Source organism: Pseudomonas sp. Pc102, from assembly GCF_018408275.1.
Lineage (GTDB): Bacteria > Pseudomonadota > Gammaproteobacteria > Pseudomonadales > Pseudomonadaceae > Metapseudomonas > Metapseudomonas tohonis.
In genome coordinates this window covers 2881156-2898482 of sequence record NZ_AP021905.1, presented here as the reverse complement: position 1 = coordinate 2898482, position 17327 = coordinate 2881156, and the positions used below count along the sequence as shown (strand labels likewise).

Genomic DNA, 17327 nt, shown 5'->3' with positions numbered 1-17327 from the left:
TCGCCGAACTTTAGAGGAGCCAATGCCGCCGCACCAGCACGCCGGTGCACGTCGAGCCGGCAAGATAATCCCTGAACCTTTGCCCGCCGTCCGGCACCCAATTCCATGAGTGCCGGCAAATAAGGCACGGTGACCGTCGCCCCTGGCGGTCACGGCGTTGAGCCTTCCCGAACAAGGACACGACGATGAACACCACTTCTGATGCCTACGCAACCGCCCTGGAAGTCAACGACGCCTCCGGCGTTTCCTGGAGCGCGGTATTCGCTGGCGCGGCGGCCGCCGCCGCGCTGTCCCTGATCCTCGTGCTGCTGGGCTTGGGCCTCGGCTTCGCGGCCATCTCGCCCTGGCAACACGAGGGCATAGGTGCCGAGGGGCTGGGCTTCGCCGGCATCGCCTGGCTGGCCTTCACCCAGCTGGCGGCCGCCGGCCTCGGCGGTTACCTCGCCGGGCGCCTGAGGCTGCGCTGGAGCCGCCTGCACGGCGACGAGGTGTTCTTCCGCGACACCGCCCATGGCTTCCTCGCCTGGGCCGTCGCCACGCTGGTGACCGCCGCGCTGCTGGTGGGCACCGTCGGCAACCTGGTGGGCGGTGGCGTGCAGGCCGGTGCGGCGATCGCCGCCGGTGCCAGCGCCGGAACCGCGCCCGGCGCCAGCGACGATGCACAGAACCCCTACGGCTACTACATCGACACGCTGTTCCGTGACGACCGGCCGGCCCCCACCGTCGACGATGCCGCCCACGGCGTGGTGTCGCGCATCTTCGTGCGCAGCCTGGCAGACGGTGGCCAGCTGAGCCCCGAGGACCACGACTACCTGGTGCGCCTGGTGGCCCAGCGCACCAACCTGACCCAGGCCGAAGCCCAGACCCGCGTCGAACAGGTCCACGCCATGGCTCAGCAGGCCGTGAACGACGCCCGCCAGGCCGCCGATGCGGCCCGCAAGGCCGGCATCCATGCCTCGCTGTGGATGTTCGTCGCCCTGCTCATCGGCGCCTTCACCGCCAGCTTCGCCGCCACCCGTGGCGGTCGCAGCCGCGACACGGTGACCGACGGCCTCGCCTACCACCGCACCGCCCCCCTTCGCTGAACGAGGAGAACGACCATGCGTTCGCTGCTGCTCTGGTTCCTGGGTGTACCGATCCCGATCATCATCCTCATCGCGCTGCTCACCTGAGCCGGGATGAAAACGAAAAGGCCGCTGCTCCGGGAGGACAGCGGCCTTTGTGTTTTGTACGTGGGGCGGAGTCGCATCACGATGCTGACACCCGCGTTTGGGGAAAGTGGCTTCGCTTTGGGCATTCTGGAAGCGGCACAACCCAACCTCGGGGTGTGAAGCCACCCCTTACTTCGGACGTAGGGTGTGCTGCGCGCACCTGGGACTCGCCGGAAGCACCGAGCGGAGGTGCGCACGGCACACCCTACGGCACGAGCTCATCCTGCCGAGTCCTCTCAGCTCGAATCGTCGCCGGCACAGCTGACGGTCCCGTTCAGCGATCGGCCGGGTGATTGACGCCGTCGCTGGTGGGCACCTCGCCCAGGTCGAAGGGGTTGACCCCGTCCAGGCAGCCGACGTTGAAGCCGTACTGGTCCGGGCTGGAACGGCGCTGGTGGTGGGTGTGGATGCCGCAGCGCGAGCAGAAGTAGTGCCGCGCGGTGCGGGTGTTGAACTGGTAGAGGCTAAGCAGTTCGGCGCCCTGTACCACACGCAGCCCGGCGAGCGGCACGCTGGCGACGATGGCGCCCTTGCGCCGGCACAGGGAACAGTCGCACCGGCGCGGGCTCACCAGCCCGTCGGGCAGGGTCAGTTCCAGCACCACCGCGCCGCAGTGGCAGCTGGCGCGGTGAAGGGGAAGGATCGGGGTGTCGCCTACCTGCTTGATCATCGGTGTGCTCCTGGAGGATGCCCTCAGCTGCGCGCGAAGGCCGCCGCTTGGGCGATCTGCTCGGCGTCGGGGCGGATGCCGGTATAGAGCACGAATTGCTCCACCGCTTGCAACACGATGACTTCGCCGCCGGTGATCACCCGCTTGCCGAGGGCACGGGCGGCGCGGATCAGCGGAGTCTCCACGGGGATGGCGACCACGTCGAAGATCACCTCGGCGGCCTCGATGGTGGCCTCGTCGAAGGCCAGTTGCCCGGCTTCGGGGCCGCCGTCCATGCCGATGGGGGTGACGTTCACCAGCAGCCGCGGGCGCAACCCGCCCTGCTCCGCCTGCCAGGCGAAACCACAGGTGGCGGCCAGGGCGCTGCCGCGTACCTCGTTGCGTGCCACCAGGGTGCCCTGGGTGAAGCCGCTGTCACGCAGGGCGAAGGCCACCGCCTTGCCCATTCCGCCGCTGCCGCGCAGGGCGAAATCCGACTGCGGGTCGACGCCGTGGCTGCGCAGCAGGCTGGCCACCGCCAGGTAATCGGTGTTGTAGCCCTTGAGGTGGCCTTCGTCGTTGACGAGGGTGTTGACCGACTGGATCACCGCCGCCGAGGCATCCAGCTCATCGAGGTGGGGGATGCAGGCTTCCTTGAACGGCATCGACACCGCGCAACCCCGGATGCCCAGCGCGCGGATGCCGCCGATGGCCGCCGGCAGGTCGGTGGTGGTGAAGGCCTTGTAGACGTAGTCCAGGCCCAGCTGCTCGTAGAGCGAATTGTGGAAGCGCGTGCCGAAGTTGCCGGGGCGGCCCGACAGCGACATGCACAGGCGGGTTTCCTTGTTCAGGGTGCGGGGCATTGCGTGGCTCCGTGGGTGAAGGTGGAGGAGTCCGCAGGAGGGGTAGAGCCCGGCGAAACCCATCGGATGCGCGGCACGCCCCCATGGGTTTCGCTCCGCTCTACCCAGCCTGCGAAGGCACTAACTCCTGGGCATCGCCGCGCTTGAGCACGGCATAGAGCACGCCGGTGACCAGGCTGCCGGCGACGATGGCCAGCAGGTAGGCGAGCACATGGTTGATGGCATTGGGGATGAGCATGACGAACAGCCCGCCGTGGGGCGCCATGAGCTTGCAGCCGAAGTACATCGACAGCGCACCGGTGAGCGCGCCGCCGGCGATGCTGGCGGGGATCACCCGCAGCGGGTCCTTGGCGGCGAAGGGGATGGCGCCCTCGGAGATGAAGCACAGCCCCAGCACCAGCGCGGCCTTGCCGGCCTCGCGCTCGCTCTGGGCGAACTTGCGCCGGGCCAGCAGGCAGGCGATGCCCAGACCGATGGGCGGCACCATGCCGGCGGCCATGGTCGCGGCCATGGGGGCGTAGCTCTGCGAGGCCAGCAGGCCGACGGAGAAGGCATAGGCGGCCTTGTTGATCGGCCCGCCGAGGTCGACGCACATCATCCCGCCCAGCAGCACGCCGAGGAGGATGGCGTTGGTGCTGCCCATGCCGTCGAGGAACTGGGTCAGCGCGGCGAGCATGCCGGCCACCGGCTTGCCGACCACGTAGATCATCACCAGGCCGGTGACCAGGCTGGCCAGCAGCGGGATGATGAGGATGGGTTTGAGCGCCTCCAGGCTCTGCGGCAGCCTGACCCAGCGGCTGATGGCCTTGGCCGAGTAACCGGCGAGGAAGCCCGCGACTATGCCGCCGATGAAGCCCGCGCCCAGGGTGGCGGCCAGCAGCCCGCCGATCATCCCCGGCGCCAGGCCCGGGCGGTCGGCGATGGAATAGGCGATGTAGCCGGCGAGCAGCGGCACCATCAGCTTGAACGCGGTGTCGCCGCCGATCTGCATCAGCGCGGCGGCCAGGGTGCCCTGCTCCTTGAAGGCCTCGATGCCGAAGACGAAGGACAGGGCGATCAGCAGGCCGCCCGCCACCACCATCGGCAGCATGAAGGACACGCCGGTAAGCAGGTGCTTGTAGACCCCCTTGGCCTCGCCCTGGCCCTCGGCCTGGGTGCTGCCGGGCTTGCCGGCCTGCCGCACCTGGGCATCGGCCAGGGCCTTGCGCAGGGTGGCGTCGGCCTGCTTGAGGGCGACGCCGGTGCCGCAGCGGTAGACGCGCTTGCCGGCGAAGCGGGCGGTGTCCACCTCGATGTCGGTGGCCAGCAGCACCACGTCGGCAGCGGCGATGGCCTCGGCCGACAGCGGGTCGCGGGCGCCCACCGAGCCCTGGGTCTCCACCTGCAGTTCCATGCCCAGGCGCGCAGCGGCCTGCTTCAGCGCCTCGGCGGCCATGAAGGTGTGGGCGACGCCGGTCGGGCAGGCGGTGACCGCCACCAGGCGCGGCCGCTCGCCCGCCACGGCCGCTGCGGCGGGTGCCGGCGCGGTGTCCTGCACCTGTGCGTCACGCTCGGCGCGCTGGAGGAAGGCCTGCGGCTCGTGCAGGGCCTCGGCCGGTGTCGCCAGGTACAGGCGCTTGCCGGCGAAACGCGAGAGGTCCAGCGGGCCGGTCTTCACCACCAGCACCCAGTCGGCAGCCGCCAGCGCTTCGGCGGGCACGGTTTCGCCGCCGGGCATTTCCACCTGGGGCGTCCAGCCCAGGCGGCGCGCGGCGGCCTCCAGCAGGCGCGCGCTGATCAGGCTGCTGACCGCGCCGTTGGGGCAGGCGGTGACAAGGACGAATCTCATCGGGGAACCTCGTGTTGTTCTTCTGCGGGTTGCACGACGACGCCGCTTTCCAGCGACGCCAGCTGCGCCCGGTCATGGATGCCGAAGCCGATCTGGGTCACCGCCTGGGCGGCGATGGCGGTGGCGTGGGCCAGGGTGCGCTCGGCGGGCCAACCGGCCAGCAGGCCGTGGACCATGCCGGCCAGCAGCGAATCACCCGCGCCCACGGTACTGGCCACCTGCACCCTGGGCGGGCGCGCCTGCAACGCCTGGGCACCGGCGAACCAGCGCACACCCTCGGCGCCCATGGACAGCACCAGGTGCTCGATGCCGGAAGCCCGCAGGCGCGCCGCCTGCTCGGCCTGCTCGGCCAGCTCGTCGATGGGCTGGCCGCAGGCTTCGGCCAGTTCCTCGACATTGGGCTTGACCAGCCAGGGCGCGGTGGCGAGCCCCGCGCGCAGGGCCGCGCCGCTGCTGTCCAGCGCCACCCGGGCGCCCAGCCCATGCAGGCGCCGCAGCAGCGCGGCGAACCAGTCGGCGTCCACGCCCCGTGGCAGGCTGCCGGCCACCACCACCAGGTCGTGGCCGGGCACCAGGGCGTCGAGGCGGCGCAGCAGTTCGTCCCTTGCCGCGGCGTCCACCTCCGGGCCGGGGCCGTTGATGTCGGTGATGCGGCCATCGTCCTCGGCCAGCTTGAGGTTGCTGCGGGTCTCGCCCTCGACGCGGACGAAGGCATCGTGGAAACCGCGCCGGGCGAACAGCGCCTCGAAGGGCTGGGCATTGCCGGCACCCAGGAAGCCGCTGACGCTGAGCGCATGGCCCAGGTCGGCCAGCACCTGGGCGACGTTGAGGCCCTTGCCGGCGGCGTGGCTGACCAGCGCCTGGCCGCGATTCACCGCGCCGGGTTCCAGGCGCGGCAGCCGCAGGGTGAGGTCCAGCGCCGGGTTGAGGGTGAGCGTGAGGATGCGCGCCATCAGAATTTCTCCGCCAGGGCCCGTACCGCTTCGGCGCTTTCCGCCGCCAGCGCCACGCCAGCCAGTTCCTGGGCGTCGGCCAGGCTGAGTTCACGGATGCGCGCCTTGACCTCGGGCACGCTGCGTGCCGAAACGCTGAGCTCGTCCACCCCCAGCCCCACCAGCAGCGGCACCGCCAGCGGGTCGGCGGCCAGTTCGCCGCACACGCCCACCCATTTGCCGCGCGCATGGGCGGCGCGCACGGTGAGTTCGATCAGTTGCAGCACGGCCGGGTGCAGGCCATCCGCCTGGGCCGAAAGCGTGGGATGGCCACGGTCGATGGCCAGGGCGTACTGGGTGAGGTCGTTGGTGCCGATGCTGAAGAAGTCCACCTCGCGCGCCAGCACCGGCGCCAGCAACGCGGCGGACGGCACCTCGACCATGATCCCCAGCTGCAGGTCGGCCTGGGGGATCTCCTCGGCCAGGCGCAGGGCCATGTCTCGGGCCTGGCGCCACTCGCCGACGCTGCCGACCATGGGGAACATGATGCGCAGCGGCCGGCCCTCGGAGGCCCGCATCAGGGCGCGCAGCTGGGTCTCCATCACCTTCGGCCGCTGCAGGGTCAGGCGCACGCCACGCAGGCCGAGGAAGGGGTTCTCCTCGTGGGCGATGGGCCAATAGGGCAAGGGCTTGTCGCCGCCCACATCGAGGGTGCGCGCCACCAGCGGGCGGCCGTCGAGGGCGTCGAACACCTTGCGGTAGTCGGCCTCCTGGGTCGCCAGATCGGGCGCCTGGGAATGGGCCATGAAGATGAACTCGGTGCGCAGCAGGCCGACGCCCTCGGCGCCTTGCTCCACTGCCGCCACGGCGCCGGCGGCGTCGCCCAGGTTGGCGCAGACCTCGACGCTGTGGCCGTCACGGGTCCGTGCCGGCTCCAGCTTGTGCGCCTCGGCCTCGCGCAGCAGGCGCTCGCGGTCCTGGTGCTCGGCACGGGCGCGCTCCAGCAACGCCTGTTCGGGCGCCACCACCAGGCGCCCACGGCCGCCGTCGAGCAGCAGCGGCGTGCCCGGCTCCAGGGCCAGCACCACGGCCCCGGCGCCGACCAGGGCGGGAATGCCCAGGGCGCGGGCGACGATGGCGCTGTGGGAGGTGGCGCCGCCGCGCGCGGTGAGGATGCCGGCCACGCGGGTACGGTCCAGCCGCGCGACGTCGGAGGGCGCCATCTCGTCCAGCACCAGCACGTAGGGGCGTTCGGGCTCGGCCTGCTCCACGACGCCGCAGAGCTTGGCGAGCACGCGGCGGCCGACGTCGCGCAGGTCGGCGGCACGCTCGGCCAGCAGCGCGTCCTGCAGGGATTCCTGCTGCGCGGCGGCGGTGGCGATCACGCCCGCCCAGGCGGCGGCAGCGCTTTCGCCACGCTGCAGCCGGGCCTCCACCTCTTCGCCCAGGGCCGGATCGGCGAGCATTTCAAGGTGGGTGACGAAGATTTCGCGGATGGCCTTCACCTCGCTGCGCTGCACCAGCGCCTCGATCTCCGCGCGCACCTGGGCCAGTGCCTGATGCAGGTGCTTGCGCTCGCTGGCAGGCGTCTCGCCACGGGCGGGGTAGTCGAAGGTCCGCGCCACCCGCACGTGGGCCGGGCCGATGGCGATGCCCGGCGAGGCCGGTACGGCGTTGAGCAGGCTGCCGGGCGCCGGTGCGGCGGGGGCGGCTTCCGGCGACTCGGCTTCGGGCTGTTCCGGGGCGCCGTCCGCCAGGGGCTCCACCTCCTCGCCCAGGCCCTGCTCCACCGCCTGGCGCAGCACCGGCAGGGCTTCGGCGGCGATGCCCGGTTCGGCCAGCAGCTCCAGCACCTGGCCCCGACGGATGCCCAGGCCCAGCAGCTTGCTCAGGCTGCGCGCGCTGACCGCCGGCAGCCCGCTGTCGGCGACGCGCACGCGGATGTCCCCGGCGAACCCCTTGGCCAGTTGCGCCAGCTCCTTGGCCGGGCGGGCGTGCAGGCCGTGGGCGTTGGCCAGGGGCACGCGCAGGCTCGGCCAGTCGGCCGTGGCGTCGCCCGCCAGGGTCTCCAGCACCCGGCGGCGATCGGCGGCACGGGCCAGTTCGGCGCCACGGCCTTCGATCAGCAGCGCACAGAGACGCTCCAGCAGCGCCACGTGGGCATCGCCCCGGCTGGCGAGGCAGAACAGCCCGGCCAGCGGCTGGCCCTCATGGCGCAGGGGCGTGCGCGGGGCGACGAAGGCGAGCCCGGGGCGGCTCACCGCCTGGTCGCTGTCCAGCCACCAGAGGCCTTCGCCCAGGGGCAGCGCCTCGCCCTGCAACAGCTGGTTGGCGTACCCCTTGTCGACACAGCCGGCGCGGCGCAGCAGGCGCGCGCCTTCCAGGGCCAGTTCGTCGAAGTCTTCGGCGGTGCTGCCCAGCGCCACCAGTTGCTCGTCCAGCGCCAGCTCGCCAGGGCCGCCCTGGAGCAGCGCGATGATGGCGTCGGCGGATTCGGCGCGGCGCAGGGCGTCCCCCAGGTCGCCTTCGCCCAGGGCGCGGGTCAGCAGTTGCAGCAAGCGCAGGTGCTCGTCGGATTTCGCGGCGATGCCGATGGCCAGGTAGACGCGCTGGCCGTCGCCCCAGTCCACCCCGTCCGGAAAGTGCAGCAGGCGCACGCCGGTGGCGTGGACCAGGTGACGGGTTTCCGGGGTGCCGTGGGGAATGGCCAGGCCCTGGCCGAGGTAGGTCGAGCCCTGCGCTTCACGCGCTTGCAGCGCGGCCAGGTAGCCCTCGCCGGCGAGCCCATCCCCCACCAGGCGGCCGGCCACCAATTGCAGGGCGGCGGCCTTGTCCGTCGCCGCCAGGCCCATGGACACCAATGCCGGGGTGAGTTCGAGCATGCCGTTTCCTCCACACGGGCCTTGGGGCCCTTTTGTCGTTGTGCGATGAATCTTCAGCTTAGGCGCTGTCCGAACCCTGGCAGAGGGCCCGCGACTATCTGGACAAAGCACTTGCTGAATCGTTTCACTAAACTGGCGGCACGTTACTCGATATTCTTCGCGGCTTGAAGCCCATGCGATGAATCGCACGCCTTGCCCCCATGCAGGCACAGGAACAAGGAATCGGCATTTGAAACTCAGCGACATCGCCCGGCTGGCCGGCGTCTCGGTCACCACGGCCAGCTACGTGGTCAACGGCAAGGCCGAGGAAAAGCGCATCTCCCCGCCACCGTCGAGCGGGTACGCGCGGTGGTCGAGGCCCACGGCTACCGGCCCGACCCCCACGCGGCCGGGCTGCGGCGCGGGCAGACCCGCACCCTGGCCTTCATCCTTCCGGACCTGGAGAACCCCAGCTACGCCCGCCTGGCCAAGTTGCTGGAGCAGCAGGCGCGGGCGCGGGGCTACCAGTTGCTGATCGCCAGCTCCGACGACGAGCCGCAGAGCGAGCGCCAGTTGCTGGAGCTCTTCAGCGCGCGGCGCTGCGACGCACTGGTGGTCGCCAGCTGCCTGCCGCCACAGGACCCGGGCCTCGGCGCGTTGCTGGACGCCGGGCTGCCGGTGATCGCCGTCGATCGCGAGCTGGACCCGGCGCGCTTCTGCTCGGTGGTGAGCGATGACCACCAGGCCGCCCATTTGCTCACCCGCAGCCTGCTGAACCCGCTGCCGCGCCAGGTGGCGCTGCTCGGCGCGCGGCCGGAGCTGCCCATCAGCCGCGACCGCGAGGCGGGCTTCCGAGCCGCGCTGGCGGGCTTTGGCGGCGAGACACTCGTGCAGTGCGGCGCCGAATTCAGCCGTGAGTGCGGGCGGCGCATGATGCAGGAGCTGCTGGAACGCCAGGGCCGCCTGCCGGATGCGCTGGTGACCACCGCCTACGTGCTGCTGGCCGGCGTGCTGGATGTGCTGCGCGAGCACGGCGCCTGGCCGCAGCACCTGCAGCTCGGCACCTTCGGCGACACCCAGTTGCTGGACTTCCTGCCGCTGCCGGTGAACTCCATGCGCCAGCAGCACGAGCTGATCGCCGAGCAGGTGCTGGAGCGTGCATTGCAGGCGATTGCCGGGGATTACCGCCCGGGGGTGCTGGCGATACCGCGACGGTTGCAGGTGCGGCGCGGGGGTTGAGAGGGGCATCGCGTTACCGGCGTGTTTCGCGGGTTCACCCGCCCCGCCGCGATTGCCGCAGCCTGGGGCGGAGACAATCGCGAATGAATTCGCTCCCACAAAAGACACCCGCTGGCACGACCTTGTAGGGGCGACTTCAGTCGCCAAGCAGGCCGCAGGTCTGCCCCAACTCCGCGCTCCCCGGCCACATCGCCTGGCGGATGAAAAGAGCGTCATCCGCCCTACGCCCGGACCCGCTCCGGAGGTTGGCATCGCAGCGGGCTCTCCTTGTGGGAGCGGCTTCAGCGGCGAAGACCCGCAGCCGGTGCGTGGCTGCGGTTGGCCAGACGCACCATCGCGAATGAATTCGCTCTCACAAGAAACCGCCCACTGTGGCACCACACCGTAGGGGCGACGTAGGGGCGACTTCAGTCGCCAAGCAGGCCGCAGGTCTGCCCCAACTCCGCGCTCCCCGGCCACACCGCCGGTGGATGAAAAGAGCGTCATCCACCCTACTTGGCGCGTAGCAGCCCCCGGGATCACGGGTCTTCCAGGTAGAGGGTGACGCTGACATGGAAGCGGTCGATGCGCGCCCAGTCCTTTTCCAGGGTTTCGCCGGAGTTCATGTGGATCTCGTAGGGCCGGCCACTGGCATGGGGCGCGTAGGCGGGCGAGGTGTCCCAGCCGCAGCACATGAAGCGCAGCGGCTGCAGGCCAAAGCGCTGGTGCAGCAGCTTTTCCACGCCATGGGCCTCGGGGCCGGGCACCTGGTACTCGGCCACCAGTTGGCGCAACTGGCCGCCCTCCTCCAATTTGCAGCCCTCGAAGTGCAGCCCGGGCGACTCGACCCCGAGCTGTTCGAGGAAGTCGCCGCAGGCCGGCTCCGCCGCGTGTGCGGTGCCGGCCAGGAACAGCAGCGCGAGAATGGGTGCCAGGCGCATCAGAAGATGTAGTCGGTGCTGATGAAGCTGGATTCGCGGTTGCGGATGATCTCGCTGATCAGCGTCTTGTTGTCTTCCTGGAAGCGCGTGGCCACCAGGGTGCGGATGGAGAAGGTGCGCAGCGCGTCGTGCACGGACAGGGTGCCTTCGGCTGAGTTCTTGCGCCCGTTGAAGGGGAAGGTGTCCGGCCCGCGCTGGCACTGGGCGTTGATGTTGATGCGCCCCACCTGGTTGGCGAAGGCGTCCACCAGGCGGCCGACTTCGGCGGGGTCGTTGCCGAAGATGGACAACTGCTGGCCGTAGTCGGAATCCAGCACGTAGTCGATGGCGGTCTGCACATCGCGGTAGGGCACCACCGGCACCAGCGGGCCGAACTGCTCTTCCTGGTAGATGCGCATGTCCGGGCTCACCGGGCACAGCAGCGCCGGGTAGAAGAAGCTCTCGCGGCTCTGGCCGCCGCCGTCGTTGACCACCTGGGCGCCCTTGGCGGTGGCGTCCTGCAGCAGGGTGGCGAGGTAGTCCACCTTGCCCGGCTCGGGCAGCGGCGTCAGCGCCACGCCGTCTTCCCAGGGCATGCCCGGCTTGAGCGCGGCGAGCTTGGCGCTGAAGCGCGCGAGGAAGGGTTCGAGCACGTCTTCGTGGACGAAGAGGATCTTCAGCGCGGTGCAGCGCTGGCCGTTGAACGAGAGCGCACCGGTGACGGCCTCGTTGACGGCGTTGTCCAGGTCCACCTGCGGCAGGACGATGCCGGGGTTCTTGGCGTCCAGCCCCAGGGCGGCGCGCAGGCGGTGCGGGCGCGGGTGCAGCTTCTTCAGGTCGCTGGCGCCCTTGTTGGTGCCGATGAAGGCGAAGACGTCGACCTTGCCGCTGGCCATCAGCGCACTGACGGTCTCGCGGCCACGGCCGTAGATGATGTTGATGACGCCGGCCGGGAAGCTGTCGCGGAAGGCCTCCAGCAGCGGGCGCATGAGCAGCACGCCGAACTTGGCCGGCTTGAAGACCACGGTGTTGCCCATGATCAGCGCCGGGATCAGCGTGGTGAAGGTCTCGTTCAGCGGGTAGTTGTAGGGGCCCATGCACAGCGCCACGCCCAGGGGCACGCGGCGGATCTGCCCGAGGGTGCCCTGCTCCAGTTCGAAGCGGCTGGAGCGGCGGTCGAGTTCCTTCAGCGCGTTGATGGTGTCGACCATGTAGTCGCAGGTGCGGTCGAACTCCTTCTCGGAATCCTTCAGGTTCTTGCCGATCTCCCACATCAGCAGGCGCACCACCTCGTGGCGGCGCTCGCGCATGCGCGCCAAAAACGCCTCGACATGCTGGATACGCTCGCCGACGCGCAGGTTGGGCCAGGCGCCCTGGCCGTTGTCGTAGGCGCGCACGGCGGCGTCGAGCGCCTGCAGCGCGGCATCGGCATCCAGCAGCGGCGTGCTGCCGAGGATGACCTGCTCCTCGCCCCGCTCGCCCTTGAGGAAGATCGGGCTGCGCACCGTGGCCAGCGGGCCGTCCCAGCGACGCAACTCGCCGTCCACCAGGTATTCGCGCTGCTCCACCGGCGCACCGAGGCGCCAGGCTTCGGGGATGTCATCGGCGTGGGGGAACAGGGCTTCGGGGGCGAAACGGGACATGGGGCGATCCTCGCTGGGGTCTGTGTTGCTTGTTGGGGGCGTCGCTGCACTGTGCTTTTCAGTGGGTTGTGGCCCGCTCGGTGGGTTCTGCTCGTTCAGTAGGTTCCCGCGTTCGCGGGAATGACGGTGGACACCACCGACACCCGCGCGAAACGCGGCATCACTGCAGCAGCCTGAGCGCCTCGGCGGTGGTGGCTTCGATGCGCGCCCAGTCGCCGGCGCGCACCCAGGCGCTTTCCATCATCCAGGTGCCGCCCACGCACATGACGTTGGGCAGGGCCATGTAGCTGCGCACGTTGTCCGGCTTCACTCCGCCGGTCGGGCAGAAGCGGATGCCCGGGAAGGGGCCGGCGAAGGCCTTGAGGGCCGCCGCACCGCCTACCACTTCGGCGGGGAACAGCTTGAAGCGCCGATAGCCACGGGCGTGGCCGAGCATGATTTCCGAGGCACTGCCGACGCCGGGCAGCAACGGCAGCGGGCTTTGCCGGCCGGCGTCCAGCAGCTCGGCGGTGCAGCCGGGGGTGACGATGAACTGCGCGCCTGCGGCCTCGGCCTCGGCGAGCATCTGTTCGTCCAGCACGGTGCCGGCGCCGATCAGCAGGTCCGGGCGCTGTTCACGCAGCAGGCGGATGGCGGTGAGGCCGTGCTCGGAGCGCAGGGTGATTTCCAGGGCGCGCAGGCCGCCGGCGGCCAGGGCATCGGCCAGGGGCAGGATGTGTTCCTCGCGCTCGATGGTGATCACCGGGAGGATGCGGGCTTCGGCGCAGAGCCGGTCGATCATCTCGACCTTCTCGGCCATGCTCGGCACGCTGCGCGCTTGGGACGGGTTCTGGGTCATGACGGGGTCCTTCGGGCTCAGGGGCACCAGTAGATCTCGAGGGGCTGGCGCAGGAAGGCGCGGATGGGCATCGCCGCCACGTCCTCGCCGGCCAGCGCGGCGGCCAGGGTGTCGAGCTTGGCCTGGCCCTGCACCGCCAGCAGTGTGAGGCGCGCCCCGGCGAGCAGCGGCAGCGGCATGGACAGGCGCTGGCGTGGCACGCTCGGGGCCTGCATCGGTACGCAGCGCTGGGTGCAGGCGTGGCTCAAGGCGGCCTCCAGGCCGGGGCTCCTCGGGAACAGCGAGGCGGTGTGGCCGTCCTCCCCCATGCCCAGCACCAGCACGTCGATGGGTTGCGGCAGCTCGGCGAGCGCGGCATCGGCCAGGCGCGCCGCCTCGTCCAGGCTGGCGGCGGAATGGTAGAGGCCGATGAAGCGTGCCTTGGCCGCCGGGCCGCGCAGCAGGTGGCGCCGCACCAGGCCTTCGTTGCTGTCGGCGTGGCCGACCGGCACCCAGCGCTCGTCGGCGAGGCTCACGGCCACGCGGGACCAGTCCAGCGCCTGGGCGGACAAACGCTCGAAGAAGGCGATGGGGCTGCGCCCACCGGACACAACGAGGGAGGCCACGCCGTGGGATTCGATGGCCGAGCGCAGGGCGCCGGCTACATGCAGGGCCAGTTCGCCGGCCAGTTGTTCGGGGCTGCCGAGGCTGACCCGGTGACCTGCGTGGGCAGGTCGAGATTACAGATCGCCATACCAGCTCCTGCCGTCACGGGTGATCAATGCGATGGATGCGACCGGCCCCCAGGTGCCGGCCGCGTAGGGTTTGGGGGAGTCGCCCAGTTGCTTCCAGCCATCGATGAGCTGGTCGCACCATTGCCAGGCGTACTCGATCTCGTCCTTGCGCACGAAGAGGTTCTGGTTGCCCTGCATCACCTCCAGCAGGAGGCGTTCGTAGGCATCGGGAATCCGCGCGCTGCGGTAGGTATCGGAAAAGCTCAGTTGCAGGGGGCCGCTGCGCAGTTGCATGCCCTTGTCCAGGCCCTGGTCCTTGGTCATCACCTGCAGGGAGATGCCCTCGTCGGGCTGCAGGCGGATGATCAGCCGGTTGCTGATCAGCGGCCGCTGCTCGGGGGCGAAGATGTAGTGCGGCGGCTCCTTGAAGTGGATGACGATCTGCGACAGCTTCTGCGGCATGCGCTTGCCGGTGCGCAGGTAGAACGGCACGCCGTTCCAGCGCCAGTTGCGGATATCGGCACGCAGGGCGACGAAGGTCTCGGTGTCGCTCTGGGTGTTGGAATTCTCCTCTTCCAGGTAGCCCGGCACCGCCTTGCCCTGGCTGCTGCCGGCGATGTACTGGCCGCGCACCACCTGCTGCGCCACCTGGGCGGCGGTGATCGGCGCCAAGGCCTTGAGCACCTTGACCTTCTCGTCGCGGATGCTGTCGGCGGAGAGGTCGCTGGGCGGGTCCATGGCGATCAGGCAGAGCAGCTGCAGCAGGTGGTTCTGGATCATGTCGCGCAACTGGCCGGCTTCGTCGAAGTAGCCCCAGCGGCCCTCGATGCCCACCTGCTCGGCCACGGTGATCTCGACGTGGGAGATGTGGTGCTGGTTCCACTGGGTTTCGAACAGGCTGTTGGCGAAGCGCAGGGCGATGAGGTTCTGCACCGTCTCCTTGCCCAGGTAGTGGTCGATCCGGTAGATGCGGTTCTCGGGAAAATGCACGGCCACCGCGTCGTTGACCCGGCGCGAGGACTCGAGGTCGTGGCCGATGGGCTTCTCCAGCACCACGCGGGTATGGCGGGCGCGCTCGACGCGGGCCAGGCCCTCGCAGATGGCACCGTAGACCGAGGCGGGGGTGGCGAAGTAGGCGATCAGCCGCTCCTCGGGGCCGATGCGTTCGGCCAGCACCTGGTAGCCCTCGGCGTGGAGGAAGTCCATCGACAGGTAGTCGAGCCGCGCGGTGAAGCGCTGCAGCACTGCGGCATCGATCTCCCGCTCCGGTACGTAGCGGCGCAGGTGCTCCTCGATGGACGCCAGGCGGGCACCGCCCTCCCCGCTTTCGCGGGCCAGGGCGAGGATGCGCGTGTCGCCGTGCAGGAGGCCGGCGCGGTCCAGCTGGTAGAGCGCCGGGAACAGCTTGCGCAAGGCCAGGTCGCCGAGGGCGCCGAACAGGGCGAAGGTGCAGGGTTCTACGGATAGGGAAGCCATGATGATTGTTCTTTTACGAGGTTGAATAAGAAATACACGGTGAGAATGGCCATTTCAAGAATAAATGTAGTAATAAGAACAACATTTTGTCACCCTCCTGTTACTTCTGGCTCTGGCCGGTGCCCCTCATTACGATAGGCCACCGATTTTGCAGGCCCCTTTCAAGGAACCTCCATGGACCGCGTACGCAATCTTCTGGAACAGATCCAGGGTCGACTCGAAGACCTCAACAAGGCCGAACGCAAGGTCGCCGAGGTGATCCTCCAGGACCCGCAGCAGGCGACCCGCTTCAGCATCGCCGCCCTCGCCCAGGCCGCCGGCGTCAGCGAGCCGACGGTGAACCGCTTCTGCCGCTCCTTCGGCGTCAATGGCTACCCGGAGCTGAAGATGCAGCTGGCGCAGAGCCTGGCCAGCGGCGCCGCCTACGTGAGCCGCGCCGTGGAAGCGGACGACGGCCCCGAGGCCTACACCCGCAAGATCTTCGGCAGCGCCATCGCCTCCCTGGACAGCGCCTGCAACGCGCTCGACCCGCACCTGATCAGCCGCGCCGTGGACCTGCTGATCCAGGCCCGGCAGATCCACTTCTTCGGCCTGGGCGCCTCCGCCTCGGTGGCGCTGGACGCCCAGCACAAGTTCTTCCGCTTCAACCTCGCCGTCTCGGCCCATTCCGATGTGCTGATGCAGCGCATGCTCGCCTCGGTGGCCCACACCGGCGACCTGTTCGTGATCATTTCCTACACCGGCCGCACCCGCGAACTGGTGGAGGTGGCGCGCCTGGCGCGGCAGAACGGCGCCTCGGTGCTCGGCCTCACGGCCGCCGGCTCGCCGCTGGCCCGCGCCAGCACCCTGAGCCTGGACATCCCCCTGCCGGAGGACACCGACATCTACATGCCGATGACCTCGCGCATCATCCAGCTCACCGTGCTCGACGTGCTCGCCACCGGCGTGACCCTGCGCCGCGGCGTCGACTTCCAACCGCACCTGCGCAAGATCAAGGAAAGCCTCAACGCCAGCCGCTACCCCTCGGACGAAGAGCCGGGCTGAGGCCCTTTCAAGGGCAGACCCATGGTGGCGGGATTGATTCGGGGCCGGTGGTCGGGGGACTGTCCCGCCCGCGAGTAAACGTCCACTTTCTTGGAACGTGGCGTTGCTTTTAATCCCCTGGAAGGGAGCACAACCAGGCCTCGGAGCATGCAGCCGCCGCTCACTCAGGACGTAGGGTGTGCTGCGCGCACCTCGGACTCGCCGGAAGCACCGAGCGGAGGTGCGCACGGCACACCCTACGGCACGTGCTCATACTGCCGAGCCCTCAGCCTGCCCCCCGGGCTGAAGCCCGGGCTACCTCAGGTATTCACTCCACCCTGGCACGCAGCTGGATGCGCGCCGTCTCCCCTGGCGCCAAGACCTGGCCACCGGTGCCGCAGGCGGCGGCTTCGATGCTGGCGAAGCCGAGGCCTTCCTTCCAGCCGACGTCGGCCAGGGGGCGGCCGCCGGGGTGCCAGACCACGGTATTGGGCGAGCCGCCGGTGTCGATGCGCAAGCGCCTTTGCCAGCCGGCATCCTGCAGGCGCAGCGGGCCGTCGTGGTCGAAGACGCGGTGGCAGCCTTCCATCGGACGCAATTCGCCCTGCTGGATGATGCGCTGGCGATTGAGCAGGTCCTGCCCGCTGGCGCCCTCCAGCCCCAGCACGGCGACCCGGGCGATATCGCTGATGCGCCAATAGGCGTGCAGCGCCTGGCTGAGCATGCAGGGCTCCTGGTCGGCGTGGCGGGTGGTGAGGGTCAGGGCGAGTTCATCGCCCAGCTCCGCCTGCAACTCCACTTCCCAGTCGTGCAGCGCCAGGCGCCAGCGCAGGCGCACGCCGGCCTCCGAGCTTTCGCGCTCCAGCAGGCGCCAGTCGGTGAGCCGTGCCCAGCCGTGGTGGGGCCAGCCGCTTTCCTGCGGGTGGCGACCGAACCAGGGCCAGCACACCGGCACGCCGCCACGGATCGCACCCAGCCTGGGCCAGCGCGCGGCGCACCACAGCATCGGGCGTTCGCCACGCGGCTGGAAGTGCAGCAGCTGGCCGCCCTGGCGGGCGAAGATGGCGCGGCAGCGCGGGTGGTCGATGAGCAGCAGCTCGCGGCCCTGCTCGCTGCTCCAGCGGAATACCTGGCGCATGCCGGGGACGAAGA

At 70.0% G+C, this 17327-nt stretch carries 12 protein-coding genes and 2 pseudogenes; 3 read left to right on the top strand and 11 right to left on the bottom strand.

Going from position 1 to position 17327, the window contains the following annotated elements; genetic code table 11:
• Positions 1 to 185 precede the first annotated feature (185 nt).
• Entirely contained in the window at positions 186 to 1085 is a 900-nt protein-coding gene (locus tag PHLH3_RS13595; RefSeq protein WP_213629850.1) for a hypothetical protein, read from the top strand.
• A 400-nt stretch (positions 1086 to 1485) separates the two neighbouring features.
• Here PHLH3_RS13595 and PHLH3_RS13590 read toward each other — a convergent pair whose 3' ends face one another.
• The 5 genes from PHLH3_RS13590 to ptsP all read right to left on the bottom strand — a co-directional run bounded on the left by PHLH3_RS13590 (position 1486) and on the right by ptsP (position 8365).
• The gene (locus PHLH3_RS13590; RefSeq protein WP_213629848.1) at positions 1486 to 1881 is read right to left on the bottom strand and encodes a GFA family protein; all 396 of its coding nucleotides are present in this window, start codon (positions 1879 to 1881) and stop codon (positions 1486 to 1488) included.
• Between the two features lie 23 nt (positions 1882 to 1904).
• Positions 1905 to 2723 carry a shikimate 5-dehydrogenase gene (locus tag PHLH3_RS13585; RefSeq protein ID WP_213629846.1) on the bottom strand — a complete coding sequence of 273 codons (819 nt, stop codon included), beginning with the start codon at positions 2721 to 2723 and terminating at the stop codon, positions 1905 to 1907.
• 100 nt (positions 2724 to 2823) lie between these two features.
• Positions 2824 to 4551 (bottom strand): PTS fructose-like transporter subunit IIB, encoded by a 1728-nt coding sequence (locus PHLH3_RS13580; protein WP_213629844.1) that lies wholly within the window; start codon positions 4549 to 4551, stop codon positions 2824 to 2826.
• A complete protein-coding gene (gene pfkB / locus PHLH3_RS13575) occupies positions 4548 to 5504 on the bottom strand; it encodes a 1-phosphofructokinase (protein ID WP_213629842.1) in 957 nt (318 codons plus the stop codon). The genes PHLH3_RS13580 and pfkB overlap by 4 nt, the downstream gene beginning before the upstream one ends.
• Positions 5504 to 8365, bottom strand: a complete 2862-nt coding sequence (gene ptsP, locus PHLH3_RS13570; protein ID WP_213629840.1) for a phosphoenolpyruvate--protein phosphotransferase — start codon at positions 8363 to 8365, stop codon at positions 5504 to 5506. The genes pfkB and ptsP overlap by 1 nt, the downstream gene beginning before the upstream one ends.
• 229 nt (positions 8366 to 8594) lie before the next feature.
• On the opposite strand from ptsP, the pseudogene cra reads away from it, so the two are divergent.
• A pseudogene (gene cra, locus PHLH3_RS13565) lies at positions 8595 to 9583 on the top strand (catabolite repressor/activator).
• 518 nt (positions 9584 to 10101) lie between these two features.
• Here cra and PHLH3_RS13560 read toward each other — a convergent pair.
• The 5 genes and pseudogenes from PHLH3_RS13560 to zwf all read right to left on the bottom strand — a co-directional run bounded on the left by PHLH3_RS13560 (position 10102) and on the right by zwf (position 15152).
• Entirely contained in the window at positions 10102 to 10503 is a 402-nt protein-coding gene (locus tag PHLH3_RS13560; RefSeq protein ID WP_213629838.1) for a DUF4952 domain-containing protein, read from the bottom strand.
• Entirely contained in the window at positions 10503 to 12125 is a 1623-nt protein-coding gene (locus PHLH3_RS13555) for an NADP-dependent glyceraldehyde-3-phosphate dehydrogenase (RefSeq protein WP_213629836.1), read from the bottom strand. The genes PHLH3_RS13560 and PHLH3_RS13555 overlap by 1 nt, the downstream gene beginning before the upstream one ends.
• 160 nt (positions 12126 to 12285) lie before the next feature.
• Positions 12286 to 12963, bottom strand: a complete 678-nt coding sequence (locus PHLH3_RS13550; protein ID WP_213629834.1) for a bifunctional 4-hydroxy-2-oxoglutarate aldolase/2-dehydro-3-deoxy-phosphogluconate aldolase — start codon at positions 12961 to 12963, stop codon at positions 12286 to 12288.
• Between the two features lie 17 nt (positions 12964 to 12980).
• Positions 12981 to 13696 (bottom strand): annotated as a pseudogene (gene pgl / locus PHLH3_RS13545) (6-phosphogluconolactonase).
• Positions 13683 to 15152, bottom strand: coding sequence for a glucose-6-phosphate dehydrogenase (gene zwf, locus PHLH3_RS13540; RefSeq protein ID WP_213629832.1), 1470 nt, complete (start codon positions 15150 to 15152; stop codon positions 13683 to 13685). Before zwf ends, pgl begins: the two are co-directional and overlap by 14 nt.
• Positions 15153 to 15326: 174 nt before the next feature.
• Here zwf and PHLH3_RS13535 point away from each other — a divergent pair, with 174 nt between their 5' ends.
• Complete coding sequence (locus PHLH3_RS13535) at positions 15327 to 16196, top strand: MurR/RpiR family transcriptional regulator (protein ID WP_173174197.1); 870 nt, start codon at positions 15327 to 15329, stop codon at positions 16194 to 16196.
• 307 nt (positions 16197 to 16503) lie between these two features.
• Here PHLH3_RS13535 and PHLH3_RS13530 read toward each other — a convergent pair whose 3' ends face one another.
• Positions 16504 to 17313: a D-hexose-6-phosphate mutarotase gene (locus PHLH3_RS13530; protein WP_213630546.1), complete on the bottom strand. Its 810-nt coding sequence runs from the start codon at positions 17311 to 17313 to the stop codon at positions 16504 to 16506.
• Between the last annotated feature and the right edge of the window lie 14 nt (positions 17314 to 17327).

Bases quoted from the DNA above. Each gene is read 5' to 3' on its own strand.
- PHLH3_RS13590 (WP_213629848.1), bottom strand. From the start codon at position 1,881: ATGATCAAGCAGGTAGGCGACACCCCGATCCTTCCCCTTCACCGCGCC.
- ptsP (WP_213629840.1), bottom strand. From the start codon at position 8,365: ATGCTCGAACTCACCCCGGCATTGGTGTCCATGGGCCTGGCGGCGACG.
- PHLH3_RS13560 (WP_213629838.1), bottom strand. From the start codon at position 10,503: ATGCGCCTGGCACCCATTCTCGCGCTGCTGTTCCTGGCCGGCACCGCA.
- PHLH3_RS13530 (WP_213630546.1), bottom strand. From the start codon at position 17,313: ATGCGCCAGGTATTCCGCTGGAGCAGCGAGCAGGGCCGCGAGCTGCTG.
- PHLH3_RS13585 (WP_213629846.1), bottom strand. From the start codon at position 2,723: ATGCCCCGCACCCTGAACAAGGAAACCCGCCTGTGCATGTCGCTGTCG.
- PHLH3_RS13555 (WP_213629836.1), bottom strand. From the start codon at position 12,125: ATGTCCCGTTTCGCCCCCGAAGCCCTGTTCCCCCACGCCGATGACATC.
- pfkB (WP_213629842.1), bottom strand. From the start codon at position 5,504: ATGGCGCGCATCCTCACGCTCACCCTCAACCCGGCGCTGGACCTCACC.
- PHLH3_RS13535 (WP_173174197.1), top strand. From the start codon at position 15,327: ATGGACCGCGTACGCAATCTTCTGGAACAGATCCAGGGTCGACTCGAA.
- zwf (WP_213629832.1), bottom strand. From the start codon at position 15,152: ATGGCTTCCCTATCCGTAGAACCCTGCACCTTCGCCCTGTTCGGCGCC.
- PHLH3_RS13580 (WP_213629844.1), bottom strand. From the start codon at position 4,551: ATGAGATTCGTCCTTGTCACCGCCTGCCCCAACGGCGCGGTCAGCAGC.
- PHLH3_RS13595 (WP_213629850.1), top strand. From the start codon at position 186: ATGAACACCACTTCTGATGCCTACGCAACCGCCCTGGAAGTCAACGAC.
- PHLH3_RS13550 (WP_213629834.1), bottom strand. From the start codon at position 12,963: ATGACCCAGAACCCGTCCCAAGCGCGCAGCGTGCCGAGCATGGCCGAG.